At 48.1% G+C, this 26,652-nt stretch carries 26 protein-coding genes; 20 read left to right on the top strand and 6 right to left on the bottom strand.

What is annotated here, in order from left to right; all coding sequences use genetic code 11:
- Nucleotides 1-40: 40 nt before the first annotated feature.
- The 3 genes from RBH92_RS04345 (at nucleotide 41) to RBH92_RS04335 (ending at nucleotide 2,136) form a co-directional block, all read left to right on the top strand.
- Nucleotides 41-1,387: a SulP family inorganic anion transporter gene (locus RBH92_RS04345; RefSeq protein WP_307933425.1), complete on the top strand. Its 1,347-nt coding sequence runs from the start codon at nucleotides 41-43 to the stop codon at nucleotides 1,385-1,387.
- A gap of 91 nt (nucleotides 1,388-1,478) precedes the next feature.
- Nucleotides 1,479-1,883, top strand: coding sequence for a universal stress protein (locus RBH92_RS04340; protein ID WP_307933424.1), 405 nt, complete (start codon nucleotides 1,479-1,481; stop codon nucleotides 1,881-1,883).
- A gap of 28 nt (nucleotides 1,884-1,911) precedes the next feature.
- Complete coding sequence (locus RBH92_RS04335) at nucleotides 1,912-2,136, top strand: hypothetical protein (RefSeq protein WP_307933423.1); 225 nt, start codon at nucleotides 1,912-1,914, stop codon at nucleotides 2,134-2,136.
- Between the two features lie 180 nt (nucleotides 2,137-2,316).
- On the opposite strand, the gene RBH92_RS04330 is transcribed toward RBH92_RS04335, so the two are convergent.
- Nucleotides 2,317-2,967: a response regulator gene (locus RBH92_RS04330; protein ID WP_307933422.1), complete on the bottom strand. Its 651-nt coding sequence runs from the start codon at nucleotides 2,965-2,967 to the stop codon at nucleotides 2,317-2,319.
- Nucleotides 2,960-5,071 (bottom strand): sensor histidine kinase, encoded by a 2,112-nt coding sequence (locus tag RBH92_RS04325; protein WP_307933421.1) that lies wholly within the window; start codon nucleotides 5,069-5,071, stop codon nucleotides 2,960-2,962. Before RBH92_RS04325 ends, RBH92_RS04330 begins: the two co-directional genes overlap by 8 nt.
- 548 nt (nucleotides 5,072-5,619) lie before the next feature.
- Here RBH92_RS04325 and RBH92_RS04320 point away from each other — a divergent pair.
- The 5 genes from RBH92_RS04320 (at nucleotide 5,620) to RBH92_RS04300 (ending at nucleotide 9,865) form a co-directional block, all read left to right on the top strand.
- Complete coding sequence (locus RBH92_RS04320) at nucleotides 5,620-6,162, top strand: glutathione peroxidase (protein WP_307933420.1); 543 nt, start codon at nucleotides 5,620-5,622, stop codon at nucleotides 6,160-6,162.
- Nucleotides 6,163-6,166: 4 nt separating this feature from the next.
- Nucleotides 6,167-6,793, top strand: coding sequence for a hypothetical protein (locus tag RBH92_RS04315; RefSeq protein ID WP_307933419.1), 627 nt, complete (start codon nucleotides 6,167-6,169; stop codon nucleotides 6,791-6,793).
- A 124-nt stretch (nucleotides 6,794-6,917) separates the two neighbouring features.
- Nucleotides 6,918-7,406, top strand: coding sequence for a macro domain-containing protein (locus RBH92_RS04310; RefSeq protein ID WP_307933418.1), 489 nt, complete (start codon nucleotides 6,918-6,920; stop codon nucleotides 7,404-7,406).
- A gap of 18 nt (nucleotides 7,407-7,424) precedes the next feature.
- Nucleotides 7,425-8,849: a glutamate-cysteine ligase family protein gene (locus RBH92_RS04305; protein WP_307933417.1), complete on the top strand. Its 1,425-nt coding sequence runs from the start codon at nucleotides 7,425-7,427 to the stop codon at nucleotides 8,847-8,849.
- Nucleotides 8,850-8,851: 2 nt separating this feature from the next.
- Complete coding sequence (locus tag RBH92_RS04300) at nucleotides 8,852-9,865, top strand: M14 family metallopeptidase (protein WP_307933416.1); 1,014 nt, start codon at nucleotides 8,852-8,854, stop codon at nucleotides 9,863-9,865.
- Between the two features lie 179 nt (nucleotides 9,866-10,044).
- Here the strand turns inward: RBH92_RS04300 and tnpA are convergent, their stop codons facing one another.
- Nucleotides 10,045-10,476, bottom strand: coding sequence for an IS200/IS605 family transposase (tnpA, locus tag RBH92_RS04295; RefSeq protein ID WP_307931618.1), 432 nt, complete (start codon nucleotides 10,474-10,476; stop codon nucleotides 10,045-10,047).
- Nucleotides 10,477-10,677: 201 nt separating this feature from the next.
- Between tnpA and hemP the strand changes: the two genes are divergently transcribed.
- From hemP to RBH92_RS04280, 3 genes are all read left to right on the top strand, one after another.
- Nucleotides 10,678-10,863: a hemin uptake protein HemP gene (gene hemP / locus RBH92_RS04290; protein ID WP_307933415.1), complete on the top strand. Its 186-nt coding sequence runs from the start codon at nucleotides 10,678-10,680 to the stop codon at nucleotides 10,861-10,863.
- Nucleotides 10,864-11,095: 232 nt separating this feature from the next.
- Nucleotides 11,096-11,560 carry a bacterioferritin gene (gene bfr, locus RBH92_RS04285; protein ID WP_307933414.1) on the top strand — a complete coding sequence of 155 codons (465 nt, stop codon included), beginning with the start codon at nucleotides 11,096-11,098 and terminating at the stop codon, nucleotides 11,558-11,560.
- Nucleotides 11,561-11,683: 123 nt separating this feature from the next.
- Nucleotides 11,684-12,334, top strand: a complete 651-nt coding sequence (locus RBH92_RS04280) for a DUF2325 domain-containing protein (RefSeq protein WP_307933413.1) — start codon at nucleotides 11,684-11,686, stop codon at nucleotides 12,332-12,334.
- Nucleotides 12,335-12,418: 84 nt separating this feature from the next.
- Here the strand turns inward: RBH92_RS04280 and RBH92_RS04275 are convergent, their stop codons facing one another.
- Nucleotides 12,419-13,588, bottom strand: coding sequence for a PEP-CTERM sorting domain-containing protein (locus tag RBH92_RS04275; protein WP_307933412.1), 1,170 nt, complete (start codon nucleotides 13,586-13,588; stop codon nucleotides 12,419-12,421).
- Between the two features lie 496 nt (nucleotides 13,589-14,084).
- Between RBH92_RS04275 and RBH92_RS04270 the strand changes: the two genes are divergently transcribed.
- The 6 genes from RBH92_RS04270 to RBH92_RS04245 all read left to right on the top strand — a co-directional run bounded on the left by RBH92_RS04270 (nucleotide 14,085) and on the right by RBH92_RS04245 (nucleotide 20,990).
- Nucleotides 14,085-15,350 (top strand): glutamate-5-semialdehyde dehydrogenase, encoded by a 1,266-nt coding sequence (locus RBH92_RS04270; RefSeq protein WP_307933411.1) that lies wholly within the window; start codon nucleotides 14,085-14,087, stop codon nucleotides 15,348-15,350.
- A 20-nt stretch (nucleotides 15,351-15,370) separates the two neighbouring features.
- Complete coding sequence (gene lpdA / locus RBH92_RS04265; RefSeq protein WP_307933410.1) at nucleotides 15,371-17,125, top strand: dihydrolipoyl dehydrogenase; 1,755 nt, start codon at nucleotides 15,371-15,373, stop codon at nucleotides 17,123-17,125.
- Between the two features lie 68 nt (nucleotides 17,126-17,193).
- Complete coding sequence (locus RBH92_RS04260; RefSeq protein WP_307933409.1) at nucleotides 17,194-17,601, top strand: hypothetical protein; 408 nt, start codon at nucleotides 17,194-17,196, stop codon at nucleotides 17,599-17,601.
- A gap of 98 nt (nucleotides 17,602-17,699) precedes the next feature.
- Entirely contained in the window at nucleotides 17,700-18,461 is a 762-nt protein-coding gene (locus tag RBH92_RS04255; RefSeq protein ID WP_307933408.1) for an ATP-dependent zinc protease family protein, read from the top strand.
- Nucleotides 18,461-20,008, top strand: coding sequence for an inactive transglutaminase family protein (locus RBH92_RS04250; RefSeq protein WP_307933407.1), 1,548 nt, complete (start codon nucleotides 18,461-18,463; stop codon nucleotides 20,006-20,008). The genes RBH92_RS04255 and RBH92_RS04250 overlap by 1 nt, the downstream gene beginning before the upstream one ends.
- Entirely contained in the window at nucleotides 19,989-20,990 is a 1,002-nt protein-coding gene (locus RBH92_RS04245; protein WP_307933406.1) for an alpha-L-glutamate ligase-like protein, read from the top strand. Before RBH92_RS04250 ends, RBH92_RS04245 begins: the two co-directional genes overlap by 20 nt.
- A gap of 83 nt (nucleotides 20,991-21,073) precedes the next feature.
- Here RBH92_RS04245 and RBH92_RS04240 read toward each other — a convergent pair whose 3' ends face one another.
- Nucleotides 21,074-22,735, bottom strand: coding sequence for a diguanylate cyclase (locus RBH92_RS04240; RefSeq protein ID WP_307933405.1), 1,662 nt, complete (start codon nucleotides 22,733-22,735; stop codon nucleotides 21,074-21,076).
- A 478-nt stretch (nucleotides 22,736-23,213) separates the two neighbouring features.
- Between RBH92_RS04240 and RBH92_RS04235 the strand changes: the two genes are divergently transcribed.
- Both RBH92_RS04235 and RBH92_RS04230 read left to right on the top strand, forming a co-directional pair.
- Nucleotides 23,214-24,119: an alpha/beta hydrolase gene (locus RBH92_RS04235; RefSeq protein ID WP_307933404.1), complete on the top strand. Its 906-nt coding sequence runs from the start codon at nucleotides 23,214-23,216 to the stop codon at nucleotides 24,117-24,119.
- A gap of 232 nt (nucleotides 24,120-24,351) precedes the next feature.
- Nucleotides 24,352-24,798, top strand: a complete 447-nt coding sequence (locus RBH92_RS04230) for a universal stress protein (protein WP_307933403.1) — start codon at nucleotides 24,352-24,354, stop codon at nucleotides 24,796-24,798.
- Nucleotides 24,799-24,807: 9 nt separating this feature from the next.
- Here RBH92_RS04230 and RBH92_RS04225 read toward each other — a convergent pair whose 3' ends face one another.
- Nucleotides 24,808-25,614: an outer membrane protein assembly factor BamD gene (locus RBH92_RS04225; protein WP_292925154.1), complete on the bottom strand. Its 807-nt coding sequence runs from the start codon at nucleotides 25,612-25,614 to the stop codon at nucleotides 24,808-24,810.
- On the opposite strand from RBH92_RS04225, the gene rluD reads away from it, so the two are divergent.
- Nucleotides 25,613-26,635: a 23S rRNA pseudouridine(1911/1915/1917) synthase RluD gene (gene rluD / locus RBH92_RS04220; protein ID WP_307933402.1), complete on the top strand. Its 1,023-nt coding sequence runs from the start codon at nucleotides 25,613-25,615 to the stop codon at nucleotides 26,633-26,635. The genes RBH92_RS04225 and rluD overlap by 2 nt on opposite strands.
- Nucleotides 26,636-26,652: the final 17 nt, after the last annotated feature.

The following is a 26,652-nucleotide window of genomic DNA, read 5'->3' as shown; positions in this document are numbered from 1 at the left end:
AACGTGACTCCTAGCAGAATACTTTATAGGAAATGAAACTATGGCAACGCATATAGAAAATGAATTAACAGATAAAAAACAGAATCTTAAAGAAATAAATATGAAGCAGTACGGATCGGCGGCTTTCCAGGCGCAATATTTTTTCCGTGATACTGCGGCAGGATTAATAACCGGCGCAATGGCTATCCCGCTATCTATCGGAATTGCCATTATGTCCGACTACCCAATCAAGGTAGGTCTCGCGACCGTGGCTTTCGCATCATTGATTGGCTGGTTATTCGCCTGGTTCAGACCCGGCAATTTCATCGGATCACCGGGAATTGCTGCAGGACTAGCCCCAGTTCTGGCATTGGGTGTCGCTTCTTTCGGCTGGGAAAACATGGCGTTTTGCATTTTCATGACCGCAGTCATGCAGGCGATCATCTGGAAATTTAATTGGCAGCGCTATTTGCTGGTGGCGGTGCCGGTGTATCTGGTGGAAGGTTTACTCGCGGGTGTAGGCTTAAAGATTTTCATGAAATTCTTTGAATTTACCTACGAAATTCCGGAAACCATGGTAACCGAAACTTTCTGGAATGAAGCGCGCATACAAATGGTGGCTATCTCAGCGGCTGGGCTTGCCTTCTTCCTTTATCTGTTCTCAAAATTTAAAGACAAGCAACCCGCAATTCCTTACTTTGCGCTCATCATTGGGGGTGTAATTCTGGCGCAATTCGTCAGTGTTCCGATGATCCATGTTGAGGATGTCGATCTTCATTTCAAATTACCTTTACCGTCAGAAGATGTCACGGTCATGATGCTCGTTTACATGATCCTCTTTTGCGCCATGCTGGCGATTGTCGACGTGATTGAACAAGTCATGAGCAATGCTGCAATTGAAAAAATCGATCCACTAAAACGCAAAACTAGCAGCAACAATAGCTTGCTGGCCATCTGGGTTGCCAATCTCGGGTCCAGTTTCTTCCATGGCATGACCAACCTGGATGGACTCGCAAAAAGCACGACCAACAAACTGGCGGGTGCAATGACGAAATTCTCGGTATTAGTCATTGGCGCAGTGGTGTGCTTCTTTATGTTTAATGTGCAGTATCTTGATTTTCTGCCGAAATTCGCATTAGCCGCAATCATGCTCTTCACCGGATACAAAATGATTGCCGGACTGGTGCACGTTACCCACTATGGAACCTATGCATTGATTCTGGCAGTGGTAACAGCGGGGCTAGTATTCAAGGTAGGCATTTTCGAGGGGCTGCTGGTTGCAATGGTTATTCACGGTGCAATCCATTATCTGGTTTACACCAATCATGATCAAATGCCCGGAAAAGATGTAGTCAAGCGATATATCAACAATCTTAAAAACAGCGACAACAACTCTAATCTGAATTAAGCGGTAAAAATTTAAGTAATGAGCCTGCAGCAGTAACTTCACTGGTTGCTGCTGCTAAGAAGATAAATGCCAATTAATAGATACATTAATCATGTACAAAAAAATTTATATCGCAGTCGATGAAAGCGAATTCTCCAAGCAAGCACTGGCAGTCGCCACCAAGATGGCCCAGATTTTTAATAGCACTTTATGCATTGCACATTGCATTAGCGACGATGACTCATCCAGCCAGGAAGCGGGCCGTGGCGTATTGGAGAATGCAAAAGCCAATATCAACGGCATAACCGTTGAAACAAAACTTCTTATCGCGGATGAGCAATACGGTTTGAATGGAATCAGCTTAGCCATCGCCGAATCAGCCACGGAGTGGAAAGCCGATCTGCTCGTCGTCGGCACTTCAAACCGTAAGGGACTTGATCGATTCTTCTCCGGCTCCGTAGCAGAGGAACTGGTAAAGAAAGTCGATTGCTCCATCATGTTGGTAAGAATCAATTGATCAGATAATTTTTACAGGAGGTAATAATATGACAACAACCAAAGTTTTTATTTTTTCTATGATGTCAATGCTAATAACCTTCCTAGCGTTGTATATCAATACAAAGAGTCCGCAATTTAGCGGCAGTATTGCATTGAGTGACGATGTGTGGGTAGGGATCGCTTTGTTTATTATTTACTTGCTTTTGTCTCTTGTCTATCCATCCAAATCCCCTCATCGTCTCTTGCCGTTCAAATTAAAATCCGGCAAGTAGAATGTGACAAATAAGTCATAAAAAAACCGGCCAGTAGCGGGTAACCGCATACTAGCCGGTTTTCAACACAAGAGCGCCGACTCTTGGATTGTTTTTTTCTTTACTAGCTCCTTTATGGCTAACGCCCCTAACTAGCAGAATTCTCCATTCCGTGAACCCCTTCCTGCTAGTTAGGTTTTTTTATTTCTGATCAGTAAACCACTTGGTAGCGTAGCGTATCAGCTCCCCTGTATCTTTCAGTTTGAGTTTTGTGCGGATATTAAAACGATGGGTTTCTATGGTTTTGATACTGCGAGATAGCAGGTTTGATATTTCATGGGTATTATAGCCCAACCCGATCAAATGAAAGATCTCAAATTCGCTGGGAGTCAGTGCACTTACAGTTGCTTCTTGATCGTAACCTCTCGTTGCGATGCGTTTCAATACCTGCTCCTGAATACTCTTACTAATAAAAATATTGCCCTTCAGTACTTCACGAATTGCAGTTATCAATATATTTCGCGGTTCTTGTTTCATCACATACCCGCGTGCGCCTGACCTTAAGGCTCGTTCCGCATAAACCGACTCATCGTGCATGGAGATAAATAAAACGGGCAAAAGCGGGTACATTGAACGGATCGTTTTGATTATTTCAAGCCCGGAAACCGTCTTGAGCGAAACATCCAGTATCAAAATATCAACCGGCGCATTCTTTTGAAGAACTTCGATAGCTTCCGGGCCATCTCCGGCTTCACAAGCAACCTCCATATCCGCTTCCATATTAATCAACATCGCCATGCCGTGCCGGATCATGGCGTGATCGTCAACGATCATCACTTTTGATTTAGGCATTTTCACCTTGATCCAGCGGGACGATAAAATGCACTTCGATGCCGCTTTCGTTACGCTTGAGGATTGTCAATTTCCCATTCAATTGTTTTGCGCGGTAATGCATGATTTTTATTCCCATGCCGGAGAAAAAATTGTTCTTTATATGGGATTCATCAAACCCGTGACCATCATCACGAATCATGAGATGGATCAATTTCTTTTCCGCTTCATTGACCATTAAAGAAATCAGAATATGCTCCGCTTTGCCATGCGTCATCGCATTGTTAACTGCTTCCTGAGCCACCCTATACAGATTAAGCGCAATAACGCTGCCCAGATCTTCCTCGCCAAGATTACTTTCAAACCGGCACTCGACATTATAAGTTGCACTGACGCCGGTTGCGAGTGTCTCAAGCGCAGTCACCAATCCATTAGCCTCCAGTTCGAACGGTAATAGTACTTTTGAAAGCTGTTTAATATTTATCACGAGGCTTTGTGTTTGCTCTACGATCGAAGCCGCTAATTCGGTCAATTGAGCGCGCGGAACTTGGGCATCGCTGACTTGCAATTCCAATGCGCCAGCCTGAAATGCAACTGCTGCGATCTGCTGGCCGATATTGTCATGTAACTCTTGTCCGATTTTATGCACCTGCCCCTCGGCCACCGACACTAGAGCCTCTTCCAATTTCCTGAATTCAATCCAGCTTTCCAAATCGCTTGCGATTGCATCGATGAGCTTCTGTTCTTCAACACGGGAATCCGGCACATCCCGTTCATAGTAAATTCGTATATAGCCTTTATTTTCATGATCGATGAATATGTCGGATTGAATAAAAGCATTGAATATCGCTCTCCTTTCGGATTGCCTGGCAGGTTTAAAAATTTCAATAATATTGGAAGAATCCGCTTCGATCAGCCGCTTTTTATCATGATCTTCGGAAACATAACGTTTGTCATTAACGACAATCTCGCTTGCGCTGGTATCGGGAGATTGCAAAGCCGCATTCAAATACTTCAGGATTTTCTGGCATACCCCATCAATCGACACCTCCAGCTCCATGGTTCGCCGTATCTCATAAAGACACGTCATTTCCTTTAATCTTTCGCGCAGCTCTTTTTCCTTTTTGGTTAATTCAGTGGAATATTCTTCAGCTTTAATTTTCGCCTGCCTTGCTGCTTTCTCGGAGTTGATCAGCTTCCTGATAAACCAATTCAACAGCAAGATTTCAGCGGAAATCATGGCCACCAAATACAGGATAATATCTTTCAGTTTGTCATTAACCGGCAAAAACAATTCTTCTTGATTCAGCTTCAAAGTCATCAATAATCCCAATGTCGGTAACGACGTAAACGCTTCGATCACGGGAACATTGCGATAATCCAGCGCCGACGCGACACCGCTTTTACCGGAAAGCGCCATTTCTTTTGGAGAAATATGATCTCTGTCTATATTCGTGCTGATGTGGGTAAAACGGACCGTACTCGAATCCCTGATGAGGCAGGCAAGCGTCCGGTAATTCTGCGGTAATTTAGCGCAAATCAATAATTCCGCGCTGCTGCCAGCCGACTTAATTTCCATGAAACTCCTGGTCAGATTCGGCAATTTCATCTCGGATGTAATTTTCCCGATCTTATGGCCCTGATTAAAAACATCCACCGTTGTTTGCAAAACAAAGGAATTATCCCAAATAAGCTTCACATTGCCTTCCGCATCCAGAGGAATTACAGGGTTTTCATAAGAACTGAAAGTCCCGACTTGAGATAGCACATTATTATTTCGATCATAAATTACTGCAGCGCTAAAACCTATCTGGGTAAGGGAATTGACATTACGGGTTAGATTATTGCGCGCAGTTTCATTCTCAAGATTCTCATTTAACTCCACCATAAATTGAACGATAAATGGCCGCAAAGATAATGCCCGGGTATCTTCAATGCCTTTTTCTATTCTCGTTTCAAATAACAGCGCCTTACCATCCAATGCTCCGGTCAATCCTCTGCCTAAAACCGTTTCAATTTGCTGCCGCATTGCGTTATAAACAGTAATCCCGGTGGTCAGCGTCAATCCCAATAATAACAAAGCACCAATAATGCTGATTTTGCGGTCATCCTTCGTCAAAAACACATGCATCTCCCTTGAATATAATTAAACACAATCGCAACGAGCCGGTCATCGTGGATTTCCAAGATTTAACAGTCCCAGACTGGCTAAATACTAGACAAGTTTTAAATCGTACGCCGCACAGTTTTACACGCTCTAATAGAGCAGAGCCTTTATTATGTCTGTTGTTAACCGCTCTATGAGCAGCAAATTTTTTCCCGGTACTGACAAACAACCACCTCAAATGATTGTCGAACTTGCAGAATAAATGTATTTCCATAGCTCTTTCAACATCTCGCATCAAAACGTCAAATAGCTTATGAACTATACAGCATCCAACAATCGGATTTTGCATGCTTTTGACTTTATCAGGCGTTTGAAAGACATAAACTTACTAACCAAGAAATTTCATGCCGGTTATGCAAGGAACCTAACCCAATCTCTTTCCCGGTGCTGAGATCAATCCGGTAATACGCTAAAATAAGCGCGAAGAACATTCTCGGATTGGTATGTTCGATGCTCTATCGTTTGTCATGAAAACTTTCATTTCCGGAAAAATTAAGGAGACCATAATGCGTATTTTTTTGTTTCTGATCATGATATTTATCATGAACCCCGCTTTTTCGGCATGCAATAGCTCGCTGCTCGATCAAAACTTCCGTAAACTTGCAGGAACCGAAACGGTAAATTTATGCGAAACCTATACCGGCAAGGTGTTGCTGGTGGTCAATACCGCCAGTAAATGCGGCTATACCCCGCAGTACGAAGGACTGGAGCAGCTTTATGAAAAATACCGGCAACAAGGGCTGGTTGTGCTTGGTTTTCCATCCAACGATTTCCTGGGCCAGGAACCTGGTACGGAAGAGGAAATTCGCGACTTCTGTCACCTCACCTACGATGTCAAATTTCCGATGTTTGAGAAAACCTCGGTGAAAAAAGCGCATGCGCATCCTTTTTATGTGCAACTGGCTGAATTGTCGGGCACTTACCCAACCTGGAACTTTCAGAAATATCTGATTGGCCGCGATGGCAAGCTGATTACCCATTTCAGCCCGCACACCCAGCCTCTCGATCCGGGTGTTGTAACCGCTATTGAAAAAGCGCTGCAGCAATAAACGGATGACCAATCGGCCGCCTTCGGATGATAATCGCAACGGAGCGAAAAAACCGGAAATCAGTATCCTGTCGCTCCTGGTCTTATCCTTGTTCATCGGATTGATCGTTGGCGCCGGAATCGACAAGTCCTTCATCCTTCCTGTCGCGCTGATTACCGCGATCATTTTCTATATTAAGCGTGACAAAATTGCCGCTGCCGATATTCAAACGCCGTCTAGCGCAAAACCAGCAGAACCTAACCGCTCGATTGAGAACAGCTATCATTGGCCGGATTTAGGGCAATTCAGCTGCGCTGTCCATGCAGAACCGTATCAAAAAACGATTCAGCAACTCGTTCAGGAAAATATCGCCGCACCTGATCAGTCTTCCCCCGCACAACCACTGATTTATACAGCGCAACTGATTCCGGATCTCAGCAATCCCTTTGACACGGATATTATCCGGGTGGAAATTCACCAGCAAACGATCGGTCATCTGTACGGCGAATCAGCACACAATTTTCGTGATCAATTGAAGGAAAAACAACTGGCGGACCAGATTACATTTTGTAAGGCATTAATCATCATCGTCAACCCTGCTGGCGGCAAATCTTTGTACTACTGTGTCATGCTGGATTTAACACTGTCTTAAACCATTTAAGCTCCGTCCGCGCCAATTCCTTTAATCAGCATCTCCTTTCGATTGACGCTTTCTGTATCTTTCTGTACAGTCAATAGCGTTCCACAAGTTTTTTTCAACCGATACTTAAAATCAAATGATCCATCACGTTAGCGGCGACATTCTTCTTTCCAAGGCGCAGGTCATAGCGCACGGCGTTGCACCCAATGATCCGTTTTCCTCCGGCTTGGCATTGAGTTTGCGGGAACAATGGCCGGCGATGTATAAGGATTTCCGGCATTTCTGCCAAACCACCCACCCGAAAGCGGGAAGCGCTTGGGTATGGGGCGGTGCTGAAGGAGCACGTATTATCAATTTGTTTACGCAGGATGCCGCACCTGATCACGCCTCCAAACCGGGAAAAGCAACGGTCGAGCATGTAAATCACGCTTTGCGGGAATTGCGCCGGTTAATGGACACGGAAAAATTTCACAGCCTCGCATTGCCTCGTCTCGCGACCGGGGTCGGCGGATTAAGCTGGGATGAAGTCACCCCCCTGATCGCCAAACATTTAAGTGACCTGCAAGTTCCGGTTTACGTTTACGTCACCTTCCACAAGGGCATCGCTGCCAGCGAGCCTGCATGATGGGTTCGAGCAATTGCGATGGGGCAGGAAATCAACCAGACGCAATTCGATGATCAAGTTTTCAGTGAATATCGGTGTCGCTTATCCCGGGAAATTGCGTTATTAGAAGAACAGCTCTCGCACGGTATTTTTTCTGCGATTGGTGAAATCGGCGGTTATGAACTCGAATCCTGGCTGGTCGACCATAATTATTTTCCATCACCGATCAATCAAGCATTCCTGACGCGCTTGAACAATCCCTTGGTGGTTCACGAACTCTCGCGCTTTAATGTCGAACTCAATGGCGCCCCCATGCCGCTCAAAGGCAATGCATTGTCAGCCATGGCTTTTGAGCTCAATCAGAATTGGCTTGAATGCCAGGAAGTTGCGCACCAAATGGATAGCGTGCTGATGATGATCGGCATCTTGCCAACCGTGCGGCAATCCGATTTATGCTTGGCAAATATGTCCGAACTCAAACGTTACCGTGCGCTGAACGAACAAGTGTTCAAACGTCGTTGCGGACGTCCATTGCGCATTTGCATTCATGGGCGGGAACATTTGGACATCGTTCATCCGGACGTGATGCTGGAGGCCGCCGCCACATCGTTCCAAGTGCATTTGCAGAGCGCGCAACGCGATGCGGTACGCTATTTCAATGCATCGATCATCGCGGCCGGGCCGCTGATGGCGGCTTCGGGTAATTCGCCGTTGCTGTTTGATACAGATTTATGGGATGAAACGCGTATTCCGCTATTTGAACAATCGGTTGAAATTGGCGACCAGCCGCAACCGGAAAACCGCCGTGTCAGTTTTGGCTGCGGTTATGTCCGCGATTCCCTGTTCGAATGTTTTGCGGAAAATATCGCGCATCACGATGTGTTGTTACCTATCTTAATAGACAGTCCACCGCAACAGTTCGCGCACCTCCGGTTGCATAATGGCACGATCTGGCGCTGGATCCGGCCGTTGATCGGCTTCGATCCGGACGGTACACCGCATTTTCGTATTGAGCAACGCGTCCTGCCGGCCGGCCCCACGATCGCCGATATGATTAGCAATGCCGCTCTGTTTTTTGGTTTGACGCGTTATCTTGCCACCCTGCGCGAGCCGCCGGAAGCGCTATTCGGTTTCGCTCAAGCGCGCGATAATTTTTATGCCGCCGCACGTAATGGACTTCAAGCAAAACTGACTTGGCTGGATAACAGCACTATCGAAGCACGCGTTTTATTGCTCGAAGAAATTCTGCCGATGGCCCGCCAGGGTCTGGAAACACTGGGAATCGGCAAGACCGATATCGATCGCAATCTCGGCATTCTGGAATCCCGCATCAAAAGCGGTCAAACCGGTTCGACATGGCAGCGGGCATATTGCGAGAAATACCGGGCGGACAGCTTGCATCTGGTTGCCGCCTATCTGGAACAGCAACGAAGCGGTTCGCCAGTGCACGAATGGGCGTTGTAAGCATGCTGACGGAACTCGATTATTTGCCGGATGGTTTTTTGCAGGTGGAAGCCACTGAATTGCATACGGTACTGCCCGGCCCCACCCTGATTCACTTGTCCGGCAGACGTGAAGCGCCGTTGTTTGTATCGATCCTGTTGCACGGCAATGAAGACACCGGCTTGAAAGCCATTCAGGCAGTTTTGCAGAAATATCAAAATCAGAAATTACCGCGCGCCCTATCACTGTATGTCGGCAACGTTTCCGCCGCGCGCGCGAGGGTTCGCCGCTTGGAAAATCAGTTAGACTACAATCGCGTTTGGTCGCTCGACACAAATCCGGTGATTACCGATGAGCACCGCATGATGCAGCAAGTGATCGACATCATGACGCAACGCAACGTATTTGCCAGCATCGACATTCATAACAATACCGGCTTGAATCCGCATTACGCCTGCGTCAACCGTCTGGGCGATGCCTTTTTGCATCTGGCCACGATGTTTTCGCGTATCGTGGTGTATTTCACCCATCCCAAAGGTGTTCAATCCGAAGCATTTGCCAGGCTCTGTCCAGCGGTTACGGTGGAATGCGGCAAGCCGGGCGGAGCTGGCGGCATCGAACACGCCGCAGGTTTTGTCGAAGGCGCGTTGCATCTATCCGCATTTCCAGCGCATCCTGTAGCCAGCCAGGATCTGGAATTGTATCAATCGGTCGCTGTGGTCACGGTCCCGGAAGCAGTAAGCCTGAGCATTGGCGATCCGGCGACGGATTTATGCTTGATCGAAAATATTGATTATTACAATTTCCGCTTGCTCGATCCCGGCACGCATCTGGCAGTGGTGGCGCCGGATTGCACCGAGCCTTTGCGAGTGCGCAATGGCTTGGGTTGTGACATGAGCGCACACTACTTCGAAAACCGCGACGGTAATTTATTGACCAGACAGCAGGTGATGCCCGCGATGCTGACGCGCGATATCCGCATCATCCGCCAGGATTGTTTATGCTATTTGATGGAACGCTTGAATCGGAAACCTTGATAGGTGATCGGGTTGGAGCCGTTTGATCAAAGTAAATCGTTCCAAACGCCCCATTCTTTTAACGACCATCAACTCCAATCTGATGATTTACAGCAATAAACTAAACAACCACCGGCTAAAGCCGGTGGGTTTGAGTTACGGACTGAAAGTCCGGATACGCGTCGACTAAACGACGCGTCTTATTCCGGCTCCATTTTAAAATTGTCGTTTGGATTTGGCTCAAAATGATGCTCCAAGTATTGTTTGATCATCTCTTCTGTCATCTGACCTACTGTCACGCAGAAATACCCTCGCGCCCAAAAATGCCTTCCCCAGTACCGCTTCTTCAAGTGAGGAAATTCTTCAAACAGATAGCTCGATGTTCGTCCTTTTAGCCGCCTCATGATCTCACTCGGAGCCATCTCCGGCGGACAACTCACCAGAATATGCACATGATCCTTACTTACTACACCCTGTACAATTCTCATTTCAAATGCTTCACACGTCTGACGAACCAACTCTCGTACTCGTTCTGCTACTTCTCCCTTCAGAATCTTATATCTATACTTCGTTACCCATACAAAATGATATTCAATCTGATAAACCGTATGACTTCCATATCTATAATCCATGCCACACCTCCTGTGTGGCATATTCTCGCAGCTAAAGCTGACCGGCTGAAGCCGGTGGTTTTAACCTTATGATGGACAATAAAGATTCAGTATTGTTGAGATAAAAATAATAGCAATCCGGCATCAGCGTAAGAAAAGCTTGCACTTTATTCAAAAATGAATATAATGAGAATCATTCTCATTTATTATTAGAAATACATCATGAATATTTTAAGCCCTCAGCAAACCAGCGCAAGAAACCTGCCGCAATCCGGAATAGTGAAAATTAACAAACTCATCGATAGCGATGCTTTATTCAGACATGGTGATGTCGTGATCATATTACACAAGGGTGAACAGTACGCATTGCGCCGCACGCGAAACGGCAAGCTGATTCTGAACAAATAGTGGATAAAAACCGCATATCATGTATATTTATACGGGTAAGTTATGAGTGGTATCGCTCTTCGTAAAAACAACCGGAGCTGGATTTACGAATGCATGGTTAAAACGCATGCGAGGTATGCTGATCGGCACAATGCAAGCCATTGAATTAGATAATGCGGAGAATACAGTACCTGTGCGATATCTCTCCGATGCAGCCGCTAAATATGCAACAGACTTGTCTGAGGAGATAAAAATGAAAGGTAACGTAGAAATTATCCGCTGGTTGAATCTGCAACTGCAACATGAATTAACTGCCATTAATCAATATTTCCTCCATGCCCGGATGTATAAAAATTGGGGGTTTAACAGTCTTGGAGACCATGAATTTAAAGAATCCTGCGAGGAAATGAAACATGCGGACAGCTTGATCGAAAGGATTCTTCTACTGGAAGGCCTTCCCAATCTACAGGATTTAGGCAAATTAATGATCGGGGAAACCGCGGAGGAATGTGTCGCATGTGATTTGAAGCTTGAGTATACCTCGCGGGATACATTGCTCGCCGCAATAGCCGCTTGTGAATCCGCGCAGGATTTTGTGTCGCGGGAGATTTTTGAACGGATTTTAGAGGACACCGAAGAACATATCGATTGGCTGGAAACCCAATTGGATGTCATGGAAAAAGTCGGAATCCACAATTGGCTGCAAAGCCAGATGTAATTTGTTTTGCCATCGCCGCTGGAGTTTCTCTTCCTTATCCAGCGGCATATTTAGCCAGCCAGCCCTTCTCCCGGGTCAGCCAGCCGTTTTTTTTGATGCTGATGACTTGCAGGAGACTCGAAAATGAAATTCATAAAGAAACCCGCTGTTGCCGCTTCAATGGGCGCTATTCCTCATTATCATGTTTCGCCTTCAACGGATGTCGATGGTTTCATAACCCAGCACAACAGAAATTTCATTCAACTATTTAAGATACTTAACCGCTGGCGCGATGGATTAGGACGGATATTTGCAAATCACATTAATGCCGGCTCAACTGCAAATAAAACTTCGGTTATTACCGGCTGGGCACCCTTGGTCAAAGCTTCATCACAGATTGAAACAACGGACACTGCTGATCCGAACGATACGCAGCATTCACATCGCCACACTGCATACTTAAAAAACCGCTCCGTATTATGTATCGGCGGCCGCATCAAACTGTACTCGCAATATGAGCGGATAATTGCTAAACACGGAGGGTTTTTCTTGGCGTTTCATGGTGGCGCCGGTGATTCACTGGATCGTTTGCCGTTATTGCTGGAAATGACCGATATGATCATCTGCCCGGTGGATTGCGTCAATCACGAAGCATTCCTGATGGTCAAGCGCTTTTTCAGATACACACAAAAACCTTGCGTACTGCTGGATCGCTCCGAAGTCAGAACTTTCAGTGCCGGTATTCAGGCGTTAGCAAAAGCCGATTATGAAATGAGCAACGATCAGAATCCGTAAATTTTCTGTAACCATCAAGCAACCCTAATGAGCTTAGCCGCTCTTGACAACCTGAGCTCATTGAGTCCAAATGCGCTGCGGTCATCACTGCAAGGATAATTGTTTCTCCCCGCGCCGCCAGGCAATACCCAGCAACCCTAATCCCGCCAGCAACATCAGGTAAGTTTCAGGTTCCGGCACGGCAACAACCGGTGAAAGCAAAAATGCCCTGGAACCGCCTCCGGGCGATCCGGCCAATTGTCCCCAGCCGATGATTTGCCCGTGATTATTAATGCCAACGGCGGTCAATTCGCTCCATCCAGCCGCGACAACCGGTTCCAGCAATGAAAGATCGGTCACAGTCCCATCGCTGTGGAGAAATGAGCTGCGGGTACAATCGCTGCAGTAATTGTTAATACCGCCGACTATTTGTCCCAGATCGTTGATGGCATCCGCACGGCTATCCAGAGAAATCGCCAAACCCTCCATGCCGGTAGTACCGGCATCCGCAATGAAAGCTTCCATCGAATAGAAACCGAAAAAGTCATCGTAAAGCCCGGAGAATCCGACAATCTGTCCGGAGCTGTTGATATCCCGGGCAGCGCTGTCAGATGTTCCATTGAGCGTATTCAAATCGGCCATCCCGGTACCGCCGGCACCGGTGACAAATGCATGTTGTGTAGTGCTACCGGCAATGGACGAAGCACCCACCACCTCTCCTGCGTTATTGATGCCGTAAGCCACGCTGTAGTCTCCGCCGAGAGTCCCCAGATCGATCATCCCCACGCCGCCAGGGCCGGTCATGAAGGCATGGTAAGCGGCGTTACCCTCGATGGAAGATACGCCGACTACTTGCCCCCAATCATTCATGCCGTATGCGATGCTGAAATCCCCTCCGAGGGTTCCCAAGTCCGTCATTCCTAACCCGTTGGCACCGGTAATATAGGCATGAATTTCACCCGATCCAGTCAAGGAATAACCCGCCACTTGCCCGGAATTATTGATGTCGAGAGCAAAGCTTTTGGCTCCGCCCAGCGTATCCAAATAGCTCATTCCAACACCGTTAGGACCGGTAATGAAGGCGCGATCGGTGCCATTACCGTTCCCAACCACCTGCCCGGCATCGTTAATCGCTTGCGCAACACTGTAGGTGCCGCCGTGCGTTCCTAAACCTACAATCGACCAGCCGGCATTGACTGTTGACGGCGCAGAAACTGCAAAGACTCCGCCAAGAAAGATTGCAACACGATTAAGTTTGAAAAGCGGATAACTCATTTTTTCCTCACTGAGATAGAGTGGATTAAACTTCCCGGGATTGAGCGGAAATTATAATCAATTGACTAACATAGACTCCCAATAGATGACAGGAATTGGCTATCAAATCTCTCAAGATTTGAACAACCGGATTAGATTTCCGTCCTGCCGAATAGTAATGCCGGTATTAATTTTAATTATTCAGAATAAGCCCATTTTTACCCGCCATTTCCGGATTTACCCGTAACAATTCCTATTCATTTCCATGAATTAATGGGAATTTCCGGTGTTATTCCTGAATAATAAAAATGATACTTTAAACCGGATACTGATTGGTGACTCTCAAATGATTCATGATCACTGTCCGATCAATGCCAGGTTGACGCCACCGGCTTTGATCATCAGTTTTCCCTTATCCAGACACATCGCAGTATGCAATAGAATCCGTAACTTGTACTATAATCCCGGTTTAACACGCATTTAACGAACTGCAATCGACCTCTTGTTAAGTAAATCCATGAACACCTCTGATATCAAAAGTTACATGCAAGCCCTCGGCCAGCAAGCACGCGCGGCCTCGCGACAAGTCGCCAAAGCCGAAACAGCAGCGAAGAACCAAGCCTTGACAGCCATGGCGAACGCCATCCGGCGCGATGAATCCGTGCTAATCGCCGCAAATGCCAAGGACCTGGATAACGCACGCGCCAAAGGTTTGGAGGCTTCAATGATCGACCGCTTAACCTTGTCACCCAAGAGCGTTGCGACAATGGCCGAAGGATTGCTGCAAATCGCCGCTCTGGCCGATCCGGTGGGTGAGATCAGCGGATTGAATTACCGCCCTTCCGGAATTCAAGTCGGAAAAATGCGCGTTCCGCTGGGCGTCATCGGCATTATTTACGAAGCGCGCCCGAATGTAACCGCCGATGCGGCGGGCTTATGCTTGAAAGCGGGCAATGCGGCGATCTTGCGCGGCGGATCGGAGGCCATCCATAGCAATCAAGCCATCGCGGCATGCGTGCAAGAAGGCTTACGGCTCGCCGGATTGCCGGAAACCGCCGTGCAAGTGATTGAAACCACCGATCGCGCGGCCGTCGGCGAATTGATTACGATGAAAGAATTTGTCGATGTGATCGTGCCGCGTGGCGGCAAGGGTTTGATCGAACGCATCGCCAATGAAGCGCGGATTCCGGTCATCAAGCATCTTGACGGCGTTTGCCATGTTTATATTGACGATCAGGCAGATTTCGACAAAGCGATCAAAATCGCCGATCACGCAAAAACTCAACGCTACGGCACCTGCAATACCATGGAAACGTTGCTGATCCATGCCAATATGGCATCGAACATTCTGCCGCCGCTCAGCAAAATTTATTTTGACAAGGGTGTTGAACTACGCGGTGATGAAACGGCTTGCCGCATCATTCCGCAAATGAAAGCAGCCACCGAATCCGATTGGCACGAGGAATACCTGGGGCCGGTTCTGAGTATCCGCATCGTTGAAAACCTGGATCAAGCGATTGATCACATCACCCGCTATGGTTCGCAACATACCGATGCCATCGTCACCGAAAACTATACGCGAGCCCGGCGTTTTCTCCGGGAAGTGGATTCCAGTTCGGTGATGGTCAATACCACCACCCGCTTCGCGGATGGTTTTGAATACGGTTTGGGCGCCGAAATCGGCATCTCCACCGACAAACTTCATGCGCGGGGACCAGTGGGTCTCGAAGGCTTGACCAGTCAGAAGTTTATCGTGCTGGGTGACGGTCAGTTAAGAAATTAAACACCCCGTTAAAGGTTTCCATGGCACCCATTATTGAAGTAAAAATTCCCGACATCGGTGATTTCAAGGATGTACCGGTCATTGAAGTGCTGGTATCGCCTGGCGATGCCGTCGAGAAAGAAACTTCGCTGATCACATTGGAAACCGATAAAGCCTCGATGGAAATACCGTCGCCACAAGCCGGAACCGTACAGGATATCCGTGTCAGCGTGGGCGATAAAGTTTCGGAAGGATCGGTGATTTTGACATTAGCAGTCATTCAACCGGCGGAATCCATTCAAACCGGATCGTCTCACGACGTGTCTCAAGCCCCTCCAGTTTCGCCGTCAGCAACACTATCGCGATCTGAACAAGCAAGCATGCAAGGCGACATCCATGCCGATGTCGTAGTGCTCGGCGCCGGCCCCGGCGGTTACACCGCAGCCTTCCGCACCGCCGATCTGGGCAAGAAAGTGGTGTTAGTCGAGCGTTATCCAACACTCGGCGGAGTATGCTTGAATGTCGGTTGCATCCCTTCGAAGGCACTGTTGCATGCAGCCAAGGTCATTACCGAAACCGAGGAACTGTCGTCTCGCGGCATCGCATTCGGCAAGCCTCAGGTCGATCTGGACAAGCTGCGCACCTGGAAAGAGTCGGTCATAGCCAAGCTGACCAAAGGTCTGAAGGCACTGGCAAAGCAGCGCAAAGTCGAAATTGTCCACGGCGTTGGGAAATTTGCCTCAGCCCATTTGCTGGAAGTGGCTACCGCCGATGGCCGCAAAACAATTTCTTTCGACCACTGCATCATTGCCGCCGGCTCCAGCGTTGCCCGCATTCCTGGTTTTCCATACCACGATCCGCGCTTGATGGATTCCACCGATGCTTTGAATCCGCAAGACATCCCGCAACGATTGCTGATCATTGGCGGCGGCATCATCGGTCTGGAAATGGCAACCGTCTATGACGCGCTGGGAAGTAAAATCAGCGTGGTTGAAACGATGGAACAGTTGATTCCCGGCGCCGATGCAGATCTGATCAAACCGTTATTCCGCCGTATCAAGAAACGTTATGAAGCAATCTATCTTAAAACAAAAGTAAGCCGGATTGAACCGTCAGCGGACGGATTAGTTGTCACCTTCGAAGGTGAGAATGCACCATCGCAGCAAACCTACGACCGGATTCTGGTGGCAGCCGGACGGCGTCCGAATGGAAATACTATCGGTGCCGGTGAAATCGGTATTCATGTCAATGAGCGAGGCTTCATTCCGGTGGATCCGCAAATGCGCACCAATCTGCCGCATATTTTCGCGATCGGCGATATCGCGGGCGAACCGATGCTGGCGCACAAAGCGGCCTACGAGGGAAAGCTCGCCGCTGAAGTAATTGCCGGTCATAAAGCGCAGTTCGATGCCCGCACAATCCCCTCGGTGGCTTACACCGACCCTGAAGTGGCTTGGATGGGCTTGACTGAAAAAGAAGCCATCCAGCAAGGCATCGACTATGAGAAAAGCAGCTTTCCCTGGGCTGCCAGCGGACGCGCCATCTCGATGGCACGCGACGAGGGATACACACAATTATTATTCGATAAAAAGACACGGCGGATACTCGGCGCCGGTATCACCGGTATCAATGCCGGTGAACTCATCGCCGAAACCGTGCTGGCGCTGGAAATGGGCGCTGATATGGAAGATATCGGTTTAACCATCCACCCGCACCCGACGCTGTCGGAAACAATTCTGTTTGCAGCGGAAACCGCAACCGGAACTATCACCGATCTCTATTTACCAAAGAAATGACCCCCTTAAAAATTCTTCATCGCGACCAATTGATTATTAAACGATTCTTTTACTGATTTACAACGATTATGATGGCCTCAAAGAAAACATTAATTTTTGCATTGTTGGCTTTGCTTTTTTTAGCCAGTGGCATACCCAGTTCATGGGCGACCCATATATCACAACCGATTCTTATCGATCCTAAAACACAATTCACCATCGGTGAACCCGTCATTCTGCACGGCTGGGTGAATTACAATGATCAAGCGGCAGCCGATGTTTTGCTGAATTTCAAAGTTACCCGGCCCGACGGTTCCATCTTGGCGGATCAATCCTATCCCAGTAACGCGGAAGGGCAATTTGAATTCAAGTTCGACACCCAAAGCGAAACACCTGGCAGTTATCAGATCACCATCACGTCGCATTGCCTGGAGATTCACCGCTATGCGTGTACCTATAAAAACCAATCATTGACCATCCATCTTAAGAGCCCATGACAGCGAACCAATAACCGTTTGAACCGGGTTGTCATTGCAAACACAGCAGAATTCGATCCCATTTACTTACTATTACCATTTACAGTGCAATTCCACTCATGAGTATTCCTCATTTATCCACTGGCAAAACTTGCTTAAACCGTCTGCTTATCGTTCTTATTGTTGCAATGCTGGGTGCATGCAATGCACGGGAAGATCAACTATCGGAAAGGGAAGCGATGATCCAGGCCCGGGAATCGGAGCTGGTTAACCTTTTTGCGGAACTGGTTGAAACCAGGAAATTTCTGGAAAGGAATCAGCCTGATAGCTTAGCAAGCACCAAAGAAATCACCACCTCCGCTAAAACTGATCAGTGCTCCTGTAATGATGTCAATGCTGCTCCATCCACACCGGAATCACCCGGAAAAATGGATGGCAAGACACTGCTCGGCGGCATTGAGAACGTCTACCTCGATCCACCCGGCCTGGAATTCAGCGCCCGGATTGATACCGGTGCGCGGACCTCGTCGCTAAATGCAATGGATATCGTGGAATTTGAGAGAGATGGAAAACCGTTCGTAAAATTCAAATTGACACACCCGGAAACCGGCGAGATCCTCGAACTAACCCGGCGCTTGCGCCGGCATGTACGCGTCAAGGAACGCGGCGATAGGGAAGCGCAGCGTCGCCCTGTGGTCAGAATGCGGGTTATTCTTGCTGATATTAATGAACAAATCGATTTCACGCTGGAAAATCGCAGCAAGTTTAAATATCAAGTTCTGATCGGCAGGAATTTACTCAATGACTTAGCGATTGTAGATGTCAGCAAAAATTTCACCGCCGGAAAAACTGAAGCGCTCGAAGCAGGTAATGTGAACTAATGCACACGAATCTAAGATTATATTTTATCGTCATACTCCTGCTGGGCATGGGAATCGGATTGATTCTCTATAAACACTTCGCGTTAGGGTTTCCATTATCACCGGATGATAAAAAGCCGGTCTGGACCATCGAAGCCAAAATCGATTTCGTCGCGCGCGGCGATCCCATTATCGTCTCGTTTGCTTTGCCGCCCAAAACTTCGGATATCGCAATTGTCGAAGAAGATTTCGCATCCCCCGATTACGGGTTTAGCGAATTAGTTTCGCCGACCGGACGCCGGGCGCAATGGAGTAAAAGGACTGTTTCCGGCCCCCAAACCGCTTATTACCGGCTCAGTATGTATGAAACTGACCCGGCTGCCGCGACTGATACTGCGGATCTTCCGTCCGAACCGGAGAAACCGGAATTTGACGAAGTGCTTAAAACGGCAGCGACGACGCTTTTGGATCAGGTCCGCAGCCGGTCGGCCAATACCGAAACTTTCACCCGCGAACTGATCACCACGCTCAATTCGAACGCGCCCAGTCAGAATCAGAGCTTGTTGCTGAATGAACATTCCAACGAAGAGTACAAAACACACCTGATTATCAACTTACTGGCGCTGGAAGGTATCAGTGCGCGCATTGTTCGCGGGCTTTATTTGAAAGACGGGCGCCGCCGGCAAACATTGACCAATTTTGTCGAGGTATACATCGGCGGGCAATGGTTGTTATTCAATCAAAACTCCGGAGAAATCGGTAAACCGAAGAATTTTCTGATATGGCAACGAGGCGATCAGTCACTCCTGGATGTCGTCGGCGGCAAAAATTCGCAGATATCCTTTTCAATTATCAAGAATGTTCACTCAACCCGTAACCTTGTAGTCCGCGACAGCATGAACAAACAGGCGGGCATCATTGACTTTTCGATCTACAGTTTACCGATCGAACAGCAAAATGCCTTCAAAATGATCCTGCTGCTGCCGATCGGCGCATTAATTGTCGTCATTATGCGGCTATTGATCGGTATCCGCACTTCCGGGACTTTTATGCCGATATTGATTGCACTCGCATTGATACAAACCACTTTGCTGACCGGAATTCTTATCTTTTTGACCGTAGTCGGTACCGGGCTGCTGATACGCTCCTATCTATCACGACTCAATCTGTTATTTGTCGCGCGTATCTCGGCAGTGATCATCGTCGTTATTGCAATAATCGCCAGTATCAGCATTATCAGCAACAAACTCGGGCTCGATCAAGCGCTGACCGTTACTTTCTTCCCGATGATCATTCTGTCGTGGACCATCGAACGGATGTCGGTACTATGGGAAGAGGACGGTCCTCGCGAAGTATTTATCCAAGGCGGCGGCAGCTTACTGACGGCGGTGATTGCATATCTGTTCATGACAAACCGGACGATCGAGTACCTAACCTTCAATTTCCCCGAATTGATGCTGGTCAATCTGGCGCTTATTTTGATTCTCGGACAATATACCGGGTACCGGCTATCCGAGCTTTACCGTTTTCACGCACTGGAGCGGCGCAATGTTTCTGGCAAGCGCTAAGAAGCTCAGAAGCTTTGGCATCATCGGCATGAACCAGAGAAATTTCGGGTTGATATCCCGTTACAATCCGCGCCGTCTGTATCCGCTGGTCGACGACAAGCTCAAAACCAAATTGCTGGCGCAGCAAGCTGGAATCACCGTACCGGAGTTATTGGGAACCGTGCAATACCAGCATGATGTCAGGTTGTTGAAAGAGATATTGGATCCGCATGCCCAGTTTGTCATCAAACCGGTCAAAGGCAGCGGCGGCAAAGGCATCCTGGTGATTACCGAGCATGAACATAATCTCTATTTCAAGCCGAGCGGCGATGCTTTACAACTGCGCGACATCGAACGGCATGTTTCGAATATTCTGAGCGGCTTGCATAGCCTCGGCGGGAAACCCGATATGGTGATGATCGAGTCACTGATCCAATTGGATCCGGTTTTTGCGGATTATAGTTATGAAGGCATCCCGGATTTACGCATCATCGTTTTTCGCGGATATCCCATCATGGCAATGCTCCGGCTTACCACCCATGCCTCCGATGGCAAAGCCAATTTGCATCAAGGCGCCGTGGGTGTCGGGATCGATATGGGAAGCGGCAGCGCATTACATGCCGTTCAGTACGGCGAGCCGGTATTATTTCATCCGGATACGCGCAAGACTTTCTCGGAACTGGTGATTCCGCATTGGGATAAATTGCTGCAACTGGCTGCGGCTTGTTATGAAATGACCGGCCTGGGCTATTTGGGTGCCGATATCGTGCTCGATCGCGATCACGGTCCGATGATTATCGAACTCAATGCACGGCCAGGGCTTTCCATCCAGGTTGCCAATGCTGCAGGATTGGCACCGCGGGTAACCGTCATCGAGTCCATTCAGGAAATTGATCCGGATCCGCAATCACGCGCGGCTTTCAGCAAACAGCAATTCGCAATCGATTCGGTTAACGAGCCACCGCGCGAATTGCGAACCCGGCGCGATGATCGCGCTATGTGACGTCCTACGCTTGAAAGGATACCTCAGGAAACGCTGATTAATTCGACGAACGAGCCGTCCGTGCAGTCAATCAGTCAGTATTTTCAATCCCCGCTATTGACCACTACTTTGTTACGTCCGCGCTGTTTGGCATGAAACAGCGCTTTTTCAGCCGCTTCGCTCAATTTTGCGGCGTCCGGGAAATGTTCGAGATCCGCGATCCCGCAACTGAAACTGACTGAAAACTCCTCATCCTGGCTTAAATGCAATAACCGCGAAAAAACATGCCGGATTTCGTCGATGACTTTGGCAGCCGAGGTTGCATCGGTATCATTCATAATCACCGCAAATTCTTCTCCGCCATAGCGGCCGACGGTATCGGTGCCACGTAGCCGCTGCTTTAACAACCTTGCCAAGCTTTTAATGACGCGATCTCCTGCAGCATGTCCATGAAGATCATTGATTTTCTTGATAAAGTCGATATCCACCATGGCATACGACAGCGGCGTATTCAACCGGTCAGAGCGAACCACCTCACGCACCAGTTCTTCTTTGATCGCCGTATGGTTCAGCAAACCGGTCAAGCCATCATGCACCATCAACGCACGCAAAGACCTCGCGCGCATTACCCGTAGCGTCACCGCCGAAATCAACTGCCGGGAGAAAACCGGTTTAACCAGAAAATCGTCCCCTCCCAGGCTCATGGCTTCACGTTGCGTGTTGAAATCATTCTCCGACGACAGATAAACGATCGGAATCGCGATAAAACCTTCCATTTGCCGGATTACTTTTGCCAGCTCGATACCGTTACAACCGGGCATATAGAGATCCATCAGGATCAAATCCGGGTTGAAGCCATTCAGGGTTTCGAGGAGTTGTGCGGGTCCGGTTACGGCTTTGACCGTCATGCCGGCTCGTTCCAGTACTGCGGCATTATAGGCCAGGATGGTCGGATTATCGTCGACCAGCAATATGCGAAAGGAATCCTGGATTTGCGAGGCTGTGATCAAATCAAGCTGACCGATCAATTCAACCGGATTAAACGGCTTGGTAAAATACGCCAAGCCGCCCGCCCGCACCGCGCCAAGCCGGTAATCCAAACCGTCGTGAACCGATATAAAAATGACCTGCGCCGGTTGCGTCAATTCCCGCTGAATTTCTTCCATAACCCGGATTCCCGCCATTTCATCGTCCGGAAACTCGATTTCCATCAACACGATGGCATTGGGTATCTGCAAGATAGCAGCGCGGAATTTATCCAAATGATTGAATACTTCGACTTCATAACCATAATACCGTAGTTGCAGCGCCAATTCCTCAGCAGCTTCCGCATCGGCATTGACCACGAAAATCAAATCCGAAGGTTGTGGAATCGTTAAGAAAGCTTCTTTATTAGCAATCGTTTGCCGGATAAAAATCGGATTGGATTCGTTATCTTCCGATATCTTTTTCAACTCCAGGATTTGCTGGGAAATCCGGTTGGCTTGAAATGCATCGGCGGAAACTTGCTGCAACAGCAAGTTCTTAAAAATCTGTTCCAAGACTCTCGCCTCGATGCTCAGTTCCGAAAATCCGAATGTTTTGCTGCTGCCCGCCAGATTATTGACGGCGCGATGAATTTCCTGGAGCATGCCCGGTTCCCACTCACTCAGCAGCTTGCTCCACAATGTTTCGATTTCAGTAATTTTGTCCGGCAGCTCTTCTATAAACATCGTAGCCAGCGAGCACAATCTTTCCTGAAATTCATCGTGTAATTTATTTTCCATAGTCATGCACCCAAAAAATATTCGACCCCAATAACAACATGCTTGAAATCAAACGGTTTTTCGATAACAGCCGCCATCCCAATTCCCATCCAAGCTTTCATTTGCCCGGTTGCACTTTAAAACCAACCAATATAGCATTTTTATCAATGGGTTGTAACATATATCAACACTCTCCGGGATATTCTGTTGCATCAATTGATGCATTATCCCGGTGTACACCTTCCCAAATTTTTGCCTATTGTAAGTAACTATACAAATTTCAAATGTTGGAACTAACACTGAAAGACCTGCCAGTTATCTTTTTTATAATCAGGTTTCCGCCACCCATTTCCGGGATCAAAATGACAGCAAAAACAATATCTGACTATTCCGTTGTTAAAATATATCCCCATTCCACCCTGCTCCGGCGGTAAAATTTAATGAAAAGACGGAATAGGAATTTTTCCCAGCGGCAGGCGGGAATCAATCAATTAATATCATGCAGTTTCTAAATCACGCGGTACTCGTTATGCGCCCTTCTATCATTATCAAGCTACTCCTTGTTATCCTTGTAGCACTTGTTCTTTTTTTTGCGATTGGCACGATTCTGACATCACCAGCCCCCACTTCAGTCTCCGCGCTTTCCGCAGATTTCCCGGTCGAGCCGGTACAGATCCCGGGCCGGGATCACGTCGTTGTTCATGGCTGGCTAGCTCAAGGAAAACCCGGCGGCGGTGTCGTGCTGCTGGCGCATTCGATGCGCAGCAATCGCGTAGAGATGTTGAGCCGGGCGCGATTTCTGCAAGACAAAGGATACGGTGTTCTGCTCATTGACTTGCAAGGACATGGGGAAACCATTGGCGATAAAATTACTTTCGGCTTGAAAGAAGCCGAAAATATTGAGGCATCCGTCGACTTTCTGAAACAGCGTTTCCCGCGCGAACGCATTGGTGCAATCGGTACTTCGCTGGGAGCCGCGGCAATTGTTCTTGCGAAGAAAAATCTAAAATTAGACGCGGTGATTCTGGAATCACTTCATCCAACCCTGGAAGAAGCGGTTGAGAACCGCTTGAAACTCCATTTTGGAGATTACGGCAGCGTGTTACTGCCGCTGATGCTCTGGCAATTATCACTGAATCTGGATATTGCCATTGCTGAACTCAATCCGATTGCGCGAATTGATCGGCTGAATGCTCCCGTCCTGTTCATTTCAGGAACTCATGACGCACATACCACCCAATCGGAAACCGAGCGCTTATATGCTTCGGCCAGAATTCCCAAAGAACTGTGGATTGTCCCGGGCGCCAAACATTTTAATATGCATACCTATGCCGGCAGAGAATATGAACATCGCGTCGATGATTTTTTATCACATTATCTCAAGCGATACGAGGAGGATGACTAGGGAAGCGCCGATTAATTGACTGCACGAGCGAATTGCTTCGTTGCGCGGTACTCACTCCCTCGCCTATCAGATTGATATGTCCCGGTTGCTGCGTTCCGTGCGCCTCGCACTTCATCTCATTCGTTGAATTAATCAGCGCTTCCCTAGCTAGCGGGCTTCAAAGTCCGGCGCAATCGCTTGCAGGATATGCTAAAGTGCGCCTCAAATATTTCTCACGCGTTATAGAACCGACATGCTGAATTATCAAAATATCTTACTCACCATCGATTTTTCCGGGCACGACCTGTTCGTCGCTCAAAAAGCGCAAGCACTGGCTGAACAATTTCATGCGACACTGCATATTCTTCATGTCCTGGACAACATTCCAATGCCTGATACGCCTTATGGAACAGTGATTCCGTTATCGGAAGATTCAGCTTATGAATTATTGGAAAATGAGAAAAACAAATTAGTGCAGATAAGCGATCAGCTAAATATTGCGCCGTCCCGGCGTTGGTTAATCTGGGGCGAACCGCAGCAAGAAATCACGCAACTGGCGATACAGCAGCAGATAGACTTGATTATTGTCGGTTCGCATGACCGTCATGGTCTCGCCGTGTTAATGGGATCCACGGCTAAGGATGTGTTATATCACGCAGAATGTGATGTTCTGGCCGTGCATATCAAAAAACCAGGGTAGCCAGCTTTTTTAATTTTTCCAGAACTGCCACCAGGCTTTGCCGCCCACTTCGGGTAATTCCGCAAGAAAAATACTGTCAGGAAAGTTGATGCGCATGACGCGTTCCGCATCGTCGCGCAAATCGTACATTTCCAGAGCTTCATAAGCCCGGATCATGATGTACAGAGCTTCCTCGGTCGCCGGAGTACGCGGGTACTCTTTAACCGCGTTTTGCGCCCGGTTGGCCGCCGCGACATAGGCTTTACGCTTCATATAATAACGCGCCACATGAATCTCACTCATCGCCAAGGCATTTAGCAAATAGGCCATCCGCTGCCTGGCATCCACGGCGTATTTGCTATCCGGAAACCGGGTCACCAGTTCCTTGAAAACTTCAAATGACTCATACGTTGCCTTGGGATCACGTTCGCTCATATCCTGCTTGAGCGGCCCTTTCATCAGAAAACTGATCATTCCCCAGCTATCGTTAAAATTTGCCAATCCTTTGATATAATAGGCGTAATCTACATGCTGATGATTAGGATGTAACTTAATAAACCGATCCGCTGCTGCAATCGCAGATGCCGGTTCTTCATTTTTATAATGCGCATAGGCAATTTCCAGTTGCGCTTGTTGCGCAATCCGGCCATAAGGATAGCGGGATTCCAGCGATTCATAGAGCTTGATAGCCGCAGGATAACTGCCATCATTCAATTTCGCTTTGGCTTCTGAATAAAACTTATTGGCGGACCAGTCTTGCTGATCTTCCGTGCGATCCGGCAATAAACCGCAACCCGATAGCCCCATAACCAGAAATAAAGCTAAACTACGTAACATGACAAGTTCCATTAATAGCAATGATCAATCCGCGGATTATAGCGCAAAGCCGGGGCCGCTCACACACAGCGATCCGGATTGTGCCGCGCTTGATCTCATCATTCCTGCCGACTACGCCGGTTTGCGGTTGGATCTTGCATTAGCAAAATTATTACCGCAATGGTCGCGCAGCCGTATACAAACCTGGATTGCCGGAAGTCGCGTGACGCTCGATGAACAAGCTACCACACCGAAACACAAAGTCTGGGGAAATGAGCGTGTAAGGATCTTGCCGCACGAGATCACCCATGAAACGGCATTCAAACCCGAGAACATCGATCTGGATGTGATTTATGAAGACGACACATTGATCGTCATCGACAAACCGGCCGGATTGGTCACACATCCGGGAAATGGCAACTGGCACGGAACCATGCTCAATGCCTTACTGCACCATGCGCCGCAATTGGAGCATGTTCCTCGGGCCGGGATTGTGCATCGCCTGGATAAAAATACCACCGGCCTATTGGTTGTTGCGAAAACCTTGGAAGCGCAAACAAGCCTCGTGCGGCAGTTACAACAAAGAACTGTGAAACGTGATTATCTGGCATTGGTAGTTGGACAAGTCCAGCAAGCCGGTCATGTCGATGCACCCATCGGCCGTCATCCGACACAGCGCACCAAAATGGCGGTCACGGCGACGGGCAAACCGGCGCGAACGCATTACCAAGTGATCGAAACTTTCGAGGCATGCACGCTGTTGCAATGCAGCCTTGAAACCGGACGGACGCATCAAATCCGGGTTCATATGAATACCATCGGACACGCATTAGTGGGTGATCCGGTTTATGGCGGAAACCTGATCAAAAAGACCGGATCGGCAGTAGGTCAGTTACTCGCGAATTTTCCACGGCAAGCGCTGCATGCGCAAAGATTGACGCTGACGCACCCGTGTACCGGACAAATCTGTCACTGGGAAGCGTCTGTTCCGCTGGACATCGTTGCGTTGCTGCAAGCCTTACGCCAAATTACAGAAATTTAAATTTGTCCATAAAAAAT

Source organism: Nitrosomonas sp. sh817, assembly GCF_030908545.1.
GTDB lineage: Bacteria > Pseudomonadota > Gammaproteobacteria > Burkholderiales > Nitrosomonadaceae > Nitrosomonas.
The sequence above is the reverse complement of the archived record's forward strand: the minus strand, read 5'-3'. Positions and strand labels throughout refer to the sequence as shown.

Coding starts and splice junctions, on each gene's coding strand:
- RBH92_RS04335 (WP_307933423.1), top strand. CDS start 1,912: ATGACAACAACCAAAGTTTTTATTTTTTCTATGATGTCAATGCTAATA.
- bfr (WP_307933414.1), top strand. CDS start 11,096: ATGAAAGGTAACGTAGAAATTATCCGCTGGTTGAATCTGCAACTGCAA.
- RBH92_RS04230 (WP_307933403.1), top strand. CDS start 24,352: ATGCTGAATTATCAAAATATCTTACTCACCATCGATTTTTCCGGGCAC.
- RBH92_RS04315 (WP_307933419.1), top strand. CDS start 6,167: ATGACCAATCGGCCGCCTTCGGATGATAATCGCAACGGAGCGAAAAAA.
- tnpA (WP_307931618.1), bottom strand. CDS start 10,476: ATGGATTATAGATATGGAAGTCATACGGTTTATCAGATTGAATATCAT.
- hemP (WP_307933415.1), top strand. CDS start 10,678: ATGAATATTTTAAGCCCTCAGCAAACCAGCGCAAGAAACCTGCCGCAA.
- RBH92_RS04310 (WP_307933418.1), top strand. CDS start 6,918: ATGATCCATCACGTTAGCGGCGACATTCTTCTTTCCAAGGCGCAGGTC.
- RBH92_RS04330 (WP_307933422.1), bottom strand. CDS start 2,967: ATGCCTAAATCAAAAGTGATGATCGTTGACGATCACGCCATGATCCGG.
- RBH92_RS04305 (WP_307933417.1), top strand. CDS start 7,425: ATGGGGCAGGAAATCAACCAGACGCAATTCGATGATCAAGTTTTCAGT.
- RBH92_RS04250 (WP_307933407.1), top strand. CDS start 18,461: ATGCACACGAATCTAAGATTATATTTTATCGTCATACTCCTGCTGGGC.
- RBH92_RS04245 (WP_307933406.1), top strand. CDS start 19,989: ATGTTTCTGGCAAGCGCTAAGAAGCTCAGAAGCTTTGGCATCATCGGC.
- RBH92_RS04260 (WP_307933409.1), top strand. CDS start 17,194: ATGATGGCCTCAAAGAAAACATTAATTTTTGCATTGTTGGCTTTGCTT.
- RBH92_RS04300 (WP_307933416.1), top strand. CDS start 8,852: ATGCTGACGGAACTCGATTATTTGCCGGATGGTTTTTTGCAGGTGGAA.
- RBH92_RS04280 (WP_307933413.1), top strand. CDS start 11,684: ATGAAATTCATAAAGAAACCCGCTGTTGCCGCTTCAATGGGCGCTATT.
- rluD (WP_307933402.1), top strand. CDS start 25,613: ATGACAAGTTCCATTAATAGCAATGATCAATCCGCGGATTATAGCGCA.
- lpdA (WP_307933410.1), top strand. CDS start 15,371: ATGGCACCCATTATTGAAGTAAAAATTCCCGACATCGGTGATTTCAAG.
- RBH92_RS04255 (WP_307933408.1), top strand. CDS start 17,700: ATGAGTATTCCTCATTTATCCACTGGCAAAACTTGCTTAAACCGTCTG.
- RBH92_RS04345 (WP_307933425.1), top strand. CDS start 41: ATGGCAACGCATATAGAAAATGAATTAACAGATAAAAAACAGAATCTT.
- RBH92_RS04275 (WP_307933412.1), bottom strand. CDS start 13,588: ATGAGTTATCCGCTTTTCAAACTTAATCGTGTTGCAATCTTTCTTGGC.
- RBH92_RS04320 (WP_307933420.1), top strand. CDS start 5,620: ATGCGTATTTTTTTGTTTCTGATCATGATATTTATCATGAACCCCGCT.
- RBH92_RS04225 (WP_292925154.1), bottom strand. CDS start 25,614: ATGTTACGTAGTTTAGCTTTATTTCTGGTTATGGGGCTATCGGGTTGC.
- RBH92_RS04235 (WP_307933404.1), top strand. CDS start 23,214: ATGCAGTTTCTAAATCACGCGGTACTCGTTATGCGCCCTTCTATCATT.
- RBH92_RS04240 (WP_307933405.1), bottom strand. CDS start 22,735: ATGGAAAATAAATTACACGATGAATTTCAGGAAAGATTGTGCTCGCTG.
- RBH92_RS04270 (WP_307933411.1), top strand. CDS start 14,085: ATGAACACCTCTGATATCAAAAGTTACATGCAAGCCCTCGGCCAGCAA.
- RBH92_RS04340 (WP_307933424.1), top strand. CDS start 1,479: ATGTACAAAAAAATTTATATCGCAGTCGATGAAAGCGAATTCTCCAAG.